The organism is Gammaproteobacteria bacterium (assembly GCA_013817245.1).
Lineage (GTDB): Bacteria > Pseudomonadota > Gammaproteobacteria > HTCC5015 > HTCC5015 > JACDDA01.
In genome coordinates, this window is sequence record JACDDA010000009.1 from 1 (window position 1) to 12500 (window position 12500).

15 protein-coding genes (1 of these 15 running past the window's edge) are annotated in these 12500 nt (G+C 41.3%); 10 read left to right on the top strand and 5 right to left on the bottom strand.

Annotation, left to right across the window (positions count from 1 at the left end; translation table 11 throughout):
- The 3 genes from H0W44_10140 to H0W44_10150 all read left to right on the top strand — a co-directional run.
- On the top strand, positions 1-1738 hold a 1738-nt coding region (locus H0W44_10140), incomplete at its 5' end, for a CSLREA domain-containing protein (protein MBA3582798.1).
- 100 nt (positions 1739-1838) lie between these two features.
- Entirely contained in the window at positions 1839-2486 is a 648-nt protein-coding gene (locus tag H0W44_10145) for an outer membrane beta-barrel protein (GenBank protein MBA3582799.1), read from the top strand.
- Positions 2487-2555: 69 nt separating this feature from the next.
- Positions 2556-3074, top strand: coding sequence for a hypothetical protein (locus H0W44_10150; GenBank protein MBA3582800.1), 519 nt, complete (start codon positions 2556-2558; stop codon positions 3072-3074).
- A 51-nt stretch (positions 3075-3125) separates the two neighbouring features.
- Here H0W44_10150 and H0W44_10155 read toward each other — a convergent pair whose 3' ends face one another.
- A complete protein-coding gene (locus H0W44_10155) occupies positions 3126-3650 on the bottom strand; it encodes a hypothetical protein (GenBank protein ID MBA3582801.1) in 525 nt (174 codons plus the stop codon).
- A gap of 147 nt (positions 3651-3797) precedes the next feature.
- On the opposite strand from H0W44_10155, the gene H0W44_10160 reads away from it, so the two are divergent.
- Positions 3798-5111, top strand: coding sequence for a hypothetical protein (locus tag H0W44_10160; GenBank protein ID MBA3582802.1), 1314 nt, complete (start codon positions 3798-3800; stop codon positions 5109-5111).
- 63 nt (positions 5112-5174) lie between these two features.
- Here H0W44_10160 and H0W44_10165 read toward each other — a convergent pair whose 3' ends face one another.
- Complete coding sequence (locus tag H0W44_10165; GenBank protein MBA3582803.1) at positions 5175-5744, bottom strand: DUF2057 family protein; 570 nt, start codon at positions 5742-5744, stop codon at positions 5175-5177.
- A gap of 197 nt (positions 5745-5941) precedes the next feature.
- Between H0W44_10165 and H0W44_10170 the strand changes: the two genes are divergently transcribed.
- From H0W44_10170 to H0W44_10180, 3 genes are read left to right on the top strand one after another with little or no spacing between them, the layout of a single operon-like run.
- On the top strand, positions 5942-6517 hold the full coding sequence (locus H0W44_10170) for a DUF1211 domain-containing protein (protein MBA3582804.1): 576 nt from the start codon (positions 5942-5944) through the stop codon (positions 6515-6517).
- Entirely contained in the window at positions 6514-6708 is a 195-nt protein-coding gene (locus H0W44_10175; protein ID MBA3582805.1) for a CPXCG motif-containing cysteine-rich protein, read from the top strand. Before H0W44_10170 ends, H0W44_10175 begins: the two co-directional genes overlap by 4 nt.
- Before the next feature lie 41 nt (positions 6709-6749).
- Positions 6750-7202, top strand: a complete 453-nt coding sequence (locus H0W44_10180; protein ID MBA3582806.1) for a MaoC family dehydratase — start codon at positions 6750-6752, stop codon at positions 7200-7202.
- Positions 7203-7233: 31 nt separating this feature from the next.
- On the opposite strand, the gene H0W44_10185 is transcribed toward H0W44_10180, so the two are convergent.
- A complete protein-coding gene (locus H0W44_10185) occupies positions 7234-7857 on the bottom strand; it encodes a glutathione S-transferase family protein (protein ID MBA3582807.1) in 624 nt (207 codons plus the stop codon).
- A 168-nt stretch (positions 7858-8025) separates the two neighbouring features.
- Here H0W44_10185 and H0W44_10190 point away from each other — a divergent pair, with 168 nt between their 5' ends.
- A complete protein-coding gene (locus H0W44_10190; GenBank protein ID MBA3582808.1) occupies positions 8026-8952 on the top strand; it encodes an ABC transporter ATP-binding protein in 927 nt (308 codons plus the stop codon).
- On the top strand, positions 8949-9710 hold the full coding sequence (locus H0W44_10195) for an ABC transporter permease (protein MBA3582809.1): 762 nt from the start codon (positions 8949-8951) through the stop codon (positions 9708-9710). Before H0W44_10190 ends, H0W44_10195 begins: the two co-directional genes overlap by 4 nt.
- Before the next feature lie 12 nt (positions 9711-9722).
- Here H0W44_10195 and H0W44_10200 read toward each other — a convergent pair whose 3' ends face one another.
- Together H0W44_10200 and H0W44_10205 are read right to left on the bottom strand one after the other, a co-directional pair.
- On the bottom strand, positions 9723-10889 hold the full coding sequence (locus tag H0W44_10200; GenBank protein ID MBA3582810.1) for an anhydro-N-acetylmuramic acid kinase: 1167 nt from the start codon (positions 10887-10889) through the stop codon (positions 9723-9725).
- Between the two features lie 4 nt (positions 10890-10893).
- The gene (locus H0W44_10205) at positions 10894-12339 is read right to left on the bottom strand and encodes a peptidoglycan DD-metalloendopeptidase family protein (GenBank protein ID MBA3582811.1); all 1446 of its coding nucleotides are present in this window, start codon (positions 12337-12339) and stop codon (positions 10894-10896) included.
- A 119-nt stretch (positions 12340-12458) separates the two neighbouring features.
- Between H0W44_10205 and H0W44_10210 the strand changes: the two genes are divergently transcribed.
- Positions 12459-12500: the 5' portion of a tyrosine--tRNA ligase gene (locus tag H0W44_10210; protein ID MBA3582812.1), read on the top strand. The gene runs 1170 nt beyond the window's last position; only the first 42 of its 1212 coding nucleotides appear in the window; the start codon lies at positions 12459-12461; its stop codon lies off the right edge, out of view.

A 12500-nucleotide genomic window follows, 5' to 3' on the forward strand; every position in this document is an offset into this window, starting at 1 on the left:
GGTTAATTCTTCGTTAGATAATGAAACAAATGATGCATTTTGTACTTTGCGTGAAGCGATCAAAGCGGCTAATACGAACACAAGTTATAACGGCTGCGTGTCCGGTAGCGGGACAGATACCATTGTGTTCTCGGTAAATTCTGCCAATGTTGATACATCAATGCCGCAGATAACTGCTGATCTTATTGTAAGTGGTATCCATATTGATAATTCACGAACTGCGTTAATAGTGAATCAAGCAATGGACATGGATGTTTTTAATGTGGCGACCACAGTAAATGTAACTATCAATAATGTAGAAATCAAAACTGCTGTAACTGCCACTAGTCAAAATGATGGGCGCGCTATTGTAATGGCGGGCAGTGGTAATTTATTGCTTGATGGTGTGACGATTGCAAATATGGGTGAATTAAGCACTGTCCGCCATGGTGCGGCGGTTTATTCTAATGGAGCAAAAGTCGTTATTCGTAACTCAAGTTTTGATAATAATTATGTGCAAGGCAATGGTGCGGCGGTGTATGTTGAAAATGCGGACCTGAGTGTTGAAGATAGTTCTTTTTCCGGGAATACCGCTAATGCTGGCCACGGTGGTGCTATTTGTAAAATGGGGACGGGTGTTGTAACTATCAAACGCTCTCGCTTCGTTAGTAATGTTGCCGGTGGTGATGGTGGAGCATTTGCAAGTAACTCCACGGCTGAAATTGTTAATAGCGTTTTTGCAGAAAATACCGCGCTTAGTGAAGGCAGCGCGATATACTCGGCAGCAACAACAGCTTCCATACATAATACAACCGTTGTTGATAATCTCCTTGGCAATCAAAACAACCTTGCAACAGCTAACGGTGCAATTTTTAATGCGGGCACAACTTTAAATATTCAGCATACAATTGTTTCGGGAAATGAAAAAGTGACTGTTTTGTCGCCTTTTACAAAAACAAGTTCTAATTGTGGCGGAGTTTGGTCATCTTTTATATATAGCATTATCAATGGCAACACTGGTTGTTCGTTTTCGGGGGGGTTCTCGACTACTTCTACAAACGGCTATCCACATTTAACAGACTGGAATGTGAATGGTAATCGCATTTTTGTCGTTCCTCACAAACATAGTACGAGTGTTGATGCGGGAGATATGGTCAATGGATGTAAAGATGCAAGCGGTAACCTCATTACCGATGATTTGTTAGGCAGACCAAGACCTCAAAAAATCACAGCTGCGTCCGCTGTTTGTGATATAGGCGCTATAGAGCTTATGCCCGTTGATGTGGGTATTTCCATGAATGTTATAAACGCAAACTCAAGATGGTCTCCTACCGTAGGTGTATTAAGCAATGCTGATATTGATATTGTTATCACCAATAATAGTAGCATCGCATTGAAGGGTTCGCGTTTAAAAATCACAATACCTATGGGCTTTGCATTGTTCGGTTCTATTCGCAGTGAATCTTTTACGACAAATATCCCCGCGCTCGCTGGTGGCCAAAGTTACACCTATAGAGCGAGTTTTGCGGCTGTTGTTGGTGGGAATCCAGACTCTCCAGTTAACGCAAGTATTATTAATGATATAGGTTATGCATCTAGTGATACCTCTGCAAACGCAACAATCACCTCAAGCTTTGAAGTGCCTCCAAGTAACTCGGGTGATAGTGGCGGTGGAAGTTTTGATTTCTTTATTCTGGCATTAGGATTGGTATTATTAGGACGCCATAGAAAGAAAGTTAGAGTCAATGATTTTAGATAAATTAAAAATATTCTATCTTTTGATGCATGGTTTATAAGATGGAATAGAAAAAGTAAAATATTTGGTTGTTGTAATTTTATGTTAATAAATGGAGAAAAAAATGAGTAATGTAAAAGTAAGTTGTAAATGGTTGGCTTTAGTCATGTTAATGGGGGCGGGCTCCGTGCAGGCCAAACCGGATTTTTATTTTGGTGCGGGTTATGGATCTGTAGATGTTGATGCAAATCTTCCAAGACCATACCGTATCGATGTTCCTGTTACAGCTTCGTATCAATATTCTTTGGATGAAACAGATTCGACATTTAAATTGTTTGGTGGCATTGACTTCAATCGGTATGTGGGCATGGAATTTGGTTATTTGCCTTTAAGTGAAAGAGAGTTTTCGAGCACTGAAACCTACTTCATTTTTACAGACACTTATGAATTAAAAACCGAAGTCCAAGGTATTTATATTACTTCTGTAGGCAAATTGCCCATCACTGATAGTTTCGGATTTTTCGGAAAGTTGGGTTTGTATGTAAGACATTTTTCTTTTGAAGAAAAAGAAAGTTCTTACACAAATGGGTCGTTCGATTCTTCGTATAGTTTTGAAAAAGACGAAACAACTGCTGAGCCTTTCTTCGGAGTGGGTATGCAGCTGAAAATGTTTACGTTGAGCTATGAGCGATATAGTACGAATGTTGATTTAAGCAGCACTTTTGAATACGAAGAAGACGTTGATCTAGTTAGCGTCGCTGTTAAGTTTTAATCTTTTGTTGTGTAAGAAGGGGAGTAATGAGATAGTTTCTTGTTGCTCCCATTTTTTTATAGGTTTTTTATGCGCATTTTCATATTAATATTGCCGTTGATTTTAATGGGCTGTTCCACCTCCAAGGCGCCTGTGTATTTTTTAGAGACAGGGCAGGCTCGTGCGACGTTGGAAATCACGGGTGAAGTTGAAAAAATATCCGCTAACGTCTGCCATCAAAGGCAGTGGTTGCCATTGCATGAGGGGACGATTGGTGATGGTGGAATTGATTTCGAGACCCTATCTATTGCTCAAAAATCTGAAACGATTCAAATAAATGCAGGCGCGCCTGTATTGTTGGGGTTTAAATTCAGAATTGATAACTATCTAGGCTCTGGATATCAATATTGTCGACCTACTTATATCGCTGAATTTAAGAGTGGAGGACGCTATAAAGCAACGGCGGTTGTAGATAATAATCAATGTGCTATTAATCTCGTAAATTTGAATGCGCCTAATGAGATAGTAAAAAAAGTGCCAGCGAATTTACCTTGTGAAAACTTTGTAAATGACGAATCTATTTATATTGCTAATGAAAAATACAAATAAATAGAGAGATAATCGCCAGGCAGGGTAAGTGCCTGGCGACTTTAAGTGTTATTAAAATTGACTGGGTTTTTGGCCGTAATAAAGTTGGCCGGTTTTTGGGTCTTCAAGCCACAATAAAGTAGCGCGCTTCTCTGCATCGTAAGCGCTTTTTAGCCAGTACACCTTGCCTTTTTGATAGTCGACATCTTTTATTGTTTGTCCGCAAGTCTCGCCGCCGCCCAGCCTGCTGACAGAGATCCAGCACAGTTGTATAGTATGTTTCCCTGGCGTTAGTGCAATGGCTTGAGCGCCTTGGTTTTTTGAATTAAGATCATTTTTTACTTTTTGTAAATATTTGGGCACCGGTACGCCATCCACATAGGTGGCGAGCCAGAATCGATGATGACTTCCGCTTGCGTCTGAATCTAAATATATCTCGCTGCGCTCAGTTGAATTCTCTGTGTCGGAAAGATTCAATATTTTGGTTTTACCTGGCACAACAATTTCGTCGTACTGATAGTAGTTTTTTCGAAGGTTTAATGGTCCGCATGCTTGAACAGAGAAACACAGCAAAACAGCGATAAGAATCTTATGCATAAAATAACCTGCCTATTAGTTTAAAATTTAAATTTATCAGTAGACGTATGTACTATGTTAGCAGCTAGGGTAATTAGATAAAAGTCTGGACTTGTAAAGAGTTTCAATATTGGATTGCATTGGAATTAATAATACAAAGGACAAATTATGAAAATTTTTATTAAAAAAATATCAGTATCTGTGGTTTTAATGTTGTTGGCATTTGGTGCAATGGCTGATGGGGTCCTTAATCGCTCTGAAGAAACAACGGCTTATCTCGCAGGGCTAGAGCAGCAATACGCCAAAGGTAAAATAGCAGTACTTAAAAACATTAGTCATGCTGGTATGGTAGATGAAAAATTATTTGACGTGATCGAGGCTAAATTATTGGCCGGCTATAAAGATGCTGAGTTAATGAAAGATAACGTGCACGTCAATGAAATGATTTGGTCGGCTATTGCTTTGGGGTCTTCTGGCAATGACAAGTATTTGCCGACGCTAAATAAAGTGGCGGCGGAAAGTGGGCATAAGAAGATAAAGGCATCCGCTACAAAGGCTTTGTCTCGTTTTGAGCTTAATAAAAATGAAAATAAAATAATTAATAGCACTTCATCAGGGGTTAAAGACCAGTCTGCTGCTGTGGTGAGTGTGGCCAATATGATTTTGTCTAATGATTATGATTTGAAAATTCGCGGCACCAAAAGAGCGCTTCAGAAAGAATTTAAAAAGAACGAATACTTAACCGATACCGTTTCTGTTGAATTAAAGAAATTAAGCGCAGAGCCTAATTTAGACAAAGAAAATATTAAATTAGCCGCGCACTATTCTAGAGTTTTAGGCGCCAGCGCAAATGAAAAGTATATTGCTGTTTTGCGGGAGATATCTAAAGAGCCCAGCGCCGCTGCGATTAGCAAATATGTGGAGAAGGCTATCGCTACCATAGAAAAATCAAAAACTGCGGGAGTAGCCGATCTGCCTGATCCCTTAACGCCTGCAAAATATGAAAATGTGGTAGAGGTCGCGTATGGAGCGGATAAGAAGTATTGGTTAAATTTTAAACTTTCACTAGAAGGTGAGCATGCTGTATTTCGCAGTGCATCGGAATTAGCAAAAGAATTTGCAGGCATGTTGAAAGAAACGCTGGGCAGTCGGATTTCATTAGTGGATTCTGCGGCTGAAGCGGACTATCAAATTAATATTGATTATCAATATGCACGCATTTTGTCGGGCAATAACTTATTTTCTGTTAATTATCGCTACACGGGCACTATTTTACAAGTTGAAAAAATAGTTGCTAAATTCTCTAATGCTGGCGATAAATTAAGCAATAAAGTGTTTGTTCATTACGCTGGGTTTAAAACTATTGCTGGGAAAGATAATTCGGAGATGGAGGGGAATTACCTTCGTAGTTTAAGTGCGTATTTGGCAAGTGATATTATGATTCTCGTCAGCGATGATGCCGATGAAGAAACAAAAGAGTAGGTTTTCTTAAATTAAGTATTAAGAAGCGCCTCGTTACAGGTTTGTAGCGAGGCTTTATGAAGTTTATTTATTTAAATTCGCGTTCTTTTCAGAATTAACCCACTCTATAAATCTTGTGCGTGTTTCGTTATCTGTGTTTTTCCAATCACTTTGTAACTTCTTTAAATCGGTGTCATCGGTTTTGAATAGTTTGGTGGGCGCTACGGATGCGATTGTGTTGCTAAACGCAATGATAATACCATCTTGATTTTTAATAATGAATTCAGGCGAATTAGCAAAATTTTTTGCATCTTTTAATTTAGTGATTTCTTTATGCGAGATTGTGTATTGATTAGAGAGTGCGGCATCAAAAGTAATTTTTATAGGCGCTGATTTTACGACTTCATGGTCATCTGCGCTCAGCTGTAACAGTTGTTCGTAATAAAGTTCTAGTGTGTTCGTGCCTGGTTGAAGTTCGGTACCTTGATTGCGCGATAAAAATGATAAAGAGGAATGAGTTTTTTTATCATTTAATGTTACTAGTCTAATCGTACTCGGTTTAAACAGGCGCGGCTTCTCATCTGCGGCAAATGCTAAATTGTTTAGAATAAATGCAATAACGAAGAGTACGAGGTGAGGGAAGTAGGGTTTCATGGAAGATAAACTCAGGATTGGCTGCTGCGAAGTAAGAATATTAGCGCATTTGTTTAATTCTGGCTTTTATCTTTTATCCAGTCATCTTGAGAGCGGGTATTTAGTGGGTAAAGTAATTAGAGCGGTAGACTAGGCTATTTATTATATTGGTGTAAGAGATTTGTTACTATTGCTTTAGATTTTCGGAGGATGGAATTATGCATAAAGCCCGGCTCGAAACGTTCAGTGATGGCGTTATCGCGATTATTATCACGATCATGGTGCTAAAATTAAACATACCCCAAGGAACCAGTGGCCCTGCATTGCAACCTCTTGTTCCTATATTTCTAAGTTATTTGCTCAGTTTCGTTTTTATCGGCATCTATTGGAGCAATCATCATCATCTGTTTCACGCTGCGAAGCAGGTCAATGATCAGGTTATATGGGCAAATCTGCATTTGTTATTTTGGCTATCGTTAGTGCCTTTTACAACGGCATGGATGAGCCAGAATGATTTTGCTGCTTTACCCGTCGCTTTATATGGCCTCGTTCTATTATTGGCGGACATTGCGTATTTCTTACTTGCATATGCATTGGTGGCGCATCATGGTCGCGATTCCTCTTTAGCCAAAGCCCGCGGGTTTGAGATAAAAGGTAAGTTATCAATGATCCTGTATGTTGTTGCGATTCCTTTGGCATTTGTCAGCGTTTCGATAGCGGGTGCTCTCTATGTATTGGCAGCGATTATTTGGCTGATGCCACATGCGCGTGTTGAAAAGATGTTTTCATCATGAGTGGGGTCGAGGTTGTGAATATTGATTGCCCTTATTGCGGTGAAACGATTGATCTTTTTATTGATTGTTCTGTAGAAGAACAGCGTTATGTAGAAGATTGTTCAGTATGCTGTCGCCCAATTGATGTTAGCGTAATCTTAGAAGATGACGGCATGCCAGGCGTTACCGTATCACAAGAAAATGATGCGTAATTTTCATCAGTACTATTTTTATTTTAATGGCAGGTTATTGAATGTCGAATTCTAGTTTATTATTTTTTGATGATTTTGTGATTGGGCAAATTTACAGTTCTCCCCCGCGTGTAGTTGACGCAGAGATGATTAAAAATTTTGCTCAACAATATGATCCACAGCCTTTTCATCTTGATGAAGAAGTTGCGAAAAATAGTTTTTTTAAAGGTCTGGTGGCCAGTGGCTGGCATACCGCGGCGATGACTATGCGAATGATCGTAGATGCATTGCCGATTGCGGGCGGCGCAATCGGTGCCGGTGTTGAACAAGTTAAGTGGCCGCTCGCTGTGCGCCCCGGCGATGAATTACATGCCTCTATACAAGTATTAGAATTGCGAGATTCCCGTTCTAAACCAGAGTTGGGTTTGATAAAAGTACAAATTACTACCTTGAATCAAGATAAGGTCATCGTCCAAGACATGATTGCCAATTTGGTTGTGCCTAAACGGCAATAACCTGCATTTCTTTATGATCTCTTTATATTAATTAATTATTTTGAAAATGGCGTAGCGCTTTTGTAAACGAGGGACGTTGTTTCATTTGGCTGTACCAACGTGTGATATTCGGATAGCTAGAAAAATCGATACTTGTGACCTCGTGCGTATGGAAATACGCCAAGCCAAAAGTGTCAGCAATGGTAATGGTATCGCCCGCGAAGAATTCGTTGTGTTGTAAATGTTTGTCAATCGCAGGAAGTTGTTGGTCTAAAAAACCTTTAGCTTCTTTAATGGCGGCTTCATTTGCCGGCATATTCATAAGTTTAGTTTTGATGTATTCCTCGAAAAATAATACGCCTAACCAGCGGCCAGCATGGTGTGCGATTAAATCCATCCATTGATCAACAGCAGCGCGCTGCATTGCGTCTCCATTATAAAGTTTGCCGCCCACATTGGCTAAGTAGCGGCAAATAGCTGCGCTTTCAAATATGGCTTTATCGTTATGTTCGATAGCCGGAATTTTTCCTAAGGGCTGACGTTGTATATGTTCTAGGGTTTTGTGTTCGTTTTTTGTAGGATCTAAAGCAACGTATTCATACTCTAAACCTATTTCTTCAGCAGTAAATAATACTTTGTTTAAATTAAAAGTGGGGAAACCATAGATTTTTAACATGAACTTACTCCGAAAGCGAATGGCTTGAATAGGCGGTTAAGTTAATCTTATTTTTAAAATAATGCACGGGCTTTATTTATGTGTTCAAGTAAATTTTTATAGATAAGGCGCTAGTGGTTGTAGGGTGGCTCGAATATACTTGGCTTCTACGTTTGTGCCGGAGTTTTTGTGTCGTCGATCATTTCTGTCATTAATCTTTCAAAAGTTTATGCTTCAGGATTTCATGCATTAAAAGGCATTAATCTTGAAATTCGCCGTGGTGAAATTTTTGCTTTGTTGGGACCGAATGGTGCCGGTAAAACCACATTAATTAGTGTGATATGCGGCATTGTGAATCCTAGCGAAGGCGCTGTGTTTGCGGATGGGTATGACATTGTCAAAGACTATCGAGCGGCGCGAGAAAAAATTGGTTTAGTGCCGCAAGAATTAACCACTGATGCATTTGAAACGGTATGGGCCACCGTCAATTTTAGTCGTGGCTTATTTGGTAAAGCGCCTAATCCGATTTATATAGAAAAAATTCTCCGCGATTTGTCGTTGTGGGATAAACGCCATAATAAAATTATGACGTTGTCTGGCGGCATGAAACGTCGCGTGATGATTGCTAAAGCATTATCACATGAACCGCAGATTTTATTTTTAGATGAACCTACCGCCGGTGTCGACGTGGAATTGCGACGTGATATGTGGGGCATGGTGCGTGCGTTGCGTGACAGCGGCGTGACAATTATCTTAACGACGCATTACATTAAAGAAGCCGAAGAAATGGCGGATCGTATTGGCGTGATTAGTAATGGTGAAATTATTCTGATCGAAAATAAAGACGTGTTGATGCATAAATTAGGAAAAAAACAATTGCGCTTGCAGTTGCAGAATCCATTGTCGAGCATTCCCGCTGAGTTAGCGCCTTATCCTTTGGCATTGTCAGCAGATGGCAATGAGTTAATTTATACCTTTGATACTCAAAGTGAGCAGACGGGGATTGCGGAATTATTGCGGCAATTGAATAAGCACGGAATTGATTTCCAGGATTTGCAATCTAGCCAAAGTTCGCTAGAAGAAATTTTTGTTAGTTTAGTGAGGGCGCAGCGATGAATATGTATGCGATTCGCGCAATTTATTATTTTGAATTAGCACGGACGTGGCGAACTTTAATGCAGAGTATTGCTTCGCCGGTTATTTCTACGTCTTTGTATTTCGTAGTATTTGGTGCGGCGATTGGTTCACGAATGGTGGAAATTGATGGCGTAAGCTACGGTGCGTTTATTGTGCCGGGTTTGATTATGCTGACCTTGATGACAGAAAGTATTTCCAATGCTTCGTTTGGGATTTATATGCCCAAATATTCAGGCACTATTTATGAAGTATTATCTGCACCCATTTCTGCTATGGAAATTGTTATTGGTTATGTGGGCGCGGCCGCTACTAAGTCCATTATTTTGGGATTGCTCATTTTAGTCACGGCTCGATGTTTTGTTGCATTTGAAATTATCCATCCTTTTTGGATGATTGGTTTTTTGATATTAACTGCCGTGACGTTTAGTTTATTTGGTTTTATTGTTGGCGTCTGGGCTGATGGCTGGGAAAAGTTACAAGTTATTCCGTTAATGATCGTAACGCCACTTACTTTTTTAGGTGGTAGTTTTTATTCTATTAATATGTTGCCGCCTTTTTGGCAAACGGTAACTTTGTTTAATCCAGTGGTTTATTTGATAAATGTATTTCGCTGGAGTTTTTACGGCATTGCTGATGTCAGCGTATTAGGCAGTGTAATTATGATTTTGTTATTTCTAGCGCTGTGTTTAATAACGGTTTGGTGGATGTTTAAAACGGGTTACAAAATTAAAACTTAATGGTGCGAATGGTTATTTGATAGAACTGCTGCCCCAATAAATTCCTCCAAGGATACGTTCGCCGGTTGCGCCCGTAACGGCGGGTAAATTGCCAGAGAAGTTATTGATAGTGCGATAAGCCAGCCACGCAAAAGCTGCGGCTTCGACAAAGTCAGGATCAATATTATTAATCGCAGTCGTATGAAAAGCGACGTTAGGTAAGTAGTGTTGTAAGCGCGCACGTAAATAAGCGTTATGTGTGCCGCCGCCACAAAGTAATAATTCATCTGTTGTTGTGTCTAATTTTAAAATGCTATCGGCAATTGTGCGCGCACTTAATTCAGTGAGTGTGGCGATGATGTCGTGCGGCGCATGATTGTTGAGTGCTGGATAGTGCTGCACTATCCAACGCCAATCAAAATATTCAAAGCCGGTGCTTTTAGGTGCGGCTTGCTGAAAATAATTATCGTTGAGTAATTTATTTAACAAGGCAGGAATAATTTTTCCTTGCTGCGCATGCTCGCCATTTTTATCGTAAGCCGTTTGCCAATATTTTTGGCAGGCAGTATCGAGCAAGGTGTTGCCGGGGCCAGTATCAAAACCGATGACTGTTTTATTGGCTTTGGCAGCCAGGTGCGTGATGTTTGCAATACCGCCAATATTAAGAATAACGCGATTTTTTTCTGGATGAGTAAATACAGCTTGATGAAATGCCGGCGCCAGTGGCGCGCCTTGACCGCCTGCCGCGATATCACGACGACGAAAATCACTCACCACGGTAATGCCCGTGCGTTCCGCTAGGAGATTGGGATCACCGATTTGAATACTGTAATAAGGACCGGAACGTTGCGTGTTTGGCGGATAGTGCCGTAATGTTTGGCCGTGATTGCCGATGGCGCAAATGTTTTTCGCTGTGAATTTCGTTTGTTGAAGTAGCGCATGCACAGCGGTGGCGTAATGTTCGGCAAGTTCGATGTCGAGTTGCCAAAGTTGGTGCAGCACGTCGCTGTTAGAGGTTTTTTCTGGCGCCCTTTGCAGTGCATGAATGCGTTGTTTTAAATCCGCATCGTAGGCTTGGTAATGACTTGCGATGCAACGCGGAATGTTATCGGTGAATTCAACTAATGCCGCGTCAATACCATCGAGGCTAGTGCCAGACATGAGTCCTATATATAAGGTGCCTGTGGAGGCAGCTGTCATGGGTTTATTTTGATGCGACAGAAGTGCTGCGAACGGTATTGAGCTGGGCGAGTAATTCTGTGGCAGTTTGAGTGAATTGTGAACGATATTGTTCTGCAACGGCTTGGCCGCCTGCATGTTTGAACGTGAGGGGATCGCGATGGACGCCATTCACGCGGAATTCAAAATGTAAGTGCGGGCCTGTAGCTAAGCCGGTTTTGCCAACGTATCCAATGGTTTGACCTTGACGAATGCGAGCGCCTACTTTGGTATCGCGAGCGAATTTAGACAAGTGTGCGTATAAAGTATTGAATTGTTGGCCATGTTGTACGACCAAAACATTGCCGTAACCACCTTTAACACCATGAAAAATAATTTTGCCATCACCGGTGGCTTTGATCGGCGTGCCAGTGCTTGCGGCATAGTCTACGCCGTGATGAGCGCGCATCTTATGCAAAATAGGATGCATGCGACCCAGACTGAAGCGTGATGAAATCCGTGCGTAAGCGAGGTCGATGGGATTGCGTAAAAAAGCTTTACGAACGCTTTTGCCATCAGCAGTGTAATAGTCAGTGTGACCATCAGGTGCAGTAAAGCGTAATGCTTGATAGGTTACGCCGCGATTGACGAATTCGGCGGCAATAATATTGCCATCGTTGATGCGTTCGCCAGCGCGGAATTGTTGTTCATAGACCACGGTGAAATGATCGCCTTCGCGGACTTCTTGGCTGAAGTCGATATCCCAGCCAAAAACATTGGCCAATTCCATGGTTAAGCGATCACTTAAACCAGCAGAGCGGCCGGCTAAAAATAAAGATTGTTCAATAACACCTGAGGCATAGGCATTACGAATTTCTAATGGGCGTTGAATAATTTGCGCGTCAAAGCTGGGCGCATCGTTAGTGCTTGGGTTATTACGAGTAATGCTTAAGCGCTTTGATAGGTCGATGTCATATTCTAAAGCAGTCAAATTACCATCGGCGACCCGCAGACGAATTTCTTCGCCAGGATATAAGCTAGAAAGAGGTGCGACGATATCGCCTAATTGCATTAATGCGTGAATGTCTGAGCTTTTAACGCCGGCGTGGCTGCCGACAACGGCTAAGCTGTGGCCACTCTTTATAACAAAGGACTGCCAGCTGTTATTACTTGCGGTGCTATCGTTGCTGTTGGTAGTGGCTTGTAGCGCAGGCAATGCCAACTGATAGTATTCGAAGGCATTTTCCGTATTGGCTAATAGTTTGGCTTTATTATTAATAGTGGGCTGGATGTTAGCGGTATTGCGAATGATGGGGCTGCTCTTACTATTAGTATCGTTAGAACGCTGCGAGCTCAGTAGGACTACTGTTACAATCAGCGCCCCAAATAGACCAGTAATGCCGAAGATTAGGGCATAAGGCGCTTGACGCTTGGAAGCGACTGGCCGTGCAGTACGCACCGTTTGTGCGAGATGTTTGTAGTCGAGTCTCATAAAAGTGCCGTAAGTCCATGAATTAGCATTATATTTGGCTACCATAACAATCCGCTGTCAGCGGGTCAATGGCGCCCATACTATTTAAGGACGTCAGTTTAGAGAGAATAGGTGTATTGATGCAATCAAATTGCAGTCCAGAAGCAGCATTAGCGCTCATC

Bases quoted from the DNA above. Each gene is read 5' to 3' on its own strand.
- H0W44_10175 (MBA3582805.1), top strand. From the start codon at position 6,514: ATGAGTGGGGTCGAGGTTGTGAATATTGATTGCCCTTATTGCGGTGAA.
- H0W44_10165 (MBA3582803.1), bottom strand. From the start codon at position 5,744: ATGAAACCCTACTTCCCTCACCTCGTACTCTTCGTTATTGCATTTATT.
- H0W44_10155 (MBA3582801.1), bottom strand. From the start codon at position 3,650: ATGCATAAGATTCTTATCGCTGTTTTGCTGTGTTTCTCTGTTCAAGCA.
- H0W44_10200 (MBA3582810.1), bottom strand. From the start codon at position 10,889: ATGACAGCTGCCTCCACAGGCACCTTATATATAGGACTCATGTCTGGC.
- H0W44_10170 (MBA3582804.1), top strand. From the start codon at position 5,942: ATGCATAAAGCCCGGCTCGAAACGTTCAGTGATGGCGTTATCGCGATT.
- H0W44_10150 (MBA3582800.1), top strand. From the start codon at position 2,556: ATGCGCATTTTCATATTAATATTGCCGTTGATTTTAATGGGCTGTTCC.
- H0W44_10195 (MBA3582809.1), top strand. From the start codon at position 8,949: ATGAATATGTATGCGATTCGCGCAATTTATTATTTTGAATTAGCACGG.
- H0W44_10180 (MBA3582806.1), top strand. From the start codon at position 6,750: ATGTCGAATTCTAGTTTATTATTTTTTGATGATTTTGTGATTGGGCAA.
- H0W44_10145 (MBA3582799.1), top strand. From the start codon at position 1,839: ATGAGTAATGTAAAAGTAAGTTGTAAATGGTTGGCTTTAGTCATGTTA.
- H0W44_10205 (MBA3582811.1), bottom strand. From the start codon at position 12,339: ATGAGACTCGACTACAAACATCTCGCACAAACGGTGCGTACTGCACGG.
- H0W44_10185 (MBA3582807.1), bottom strand. From the start codon at position 7,857: ATGTTAAAAATCTATGGTTTCCCCACTTTTAATTTAAACAAAGTATTA.
- H0W44_10160 (MBA3582802.1), top strand. From the start codon at position 3,798: ATGAAAATTTTTATTAAAAAAATATCAGTATCTGTGGTTTTAATGTTG.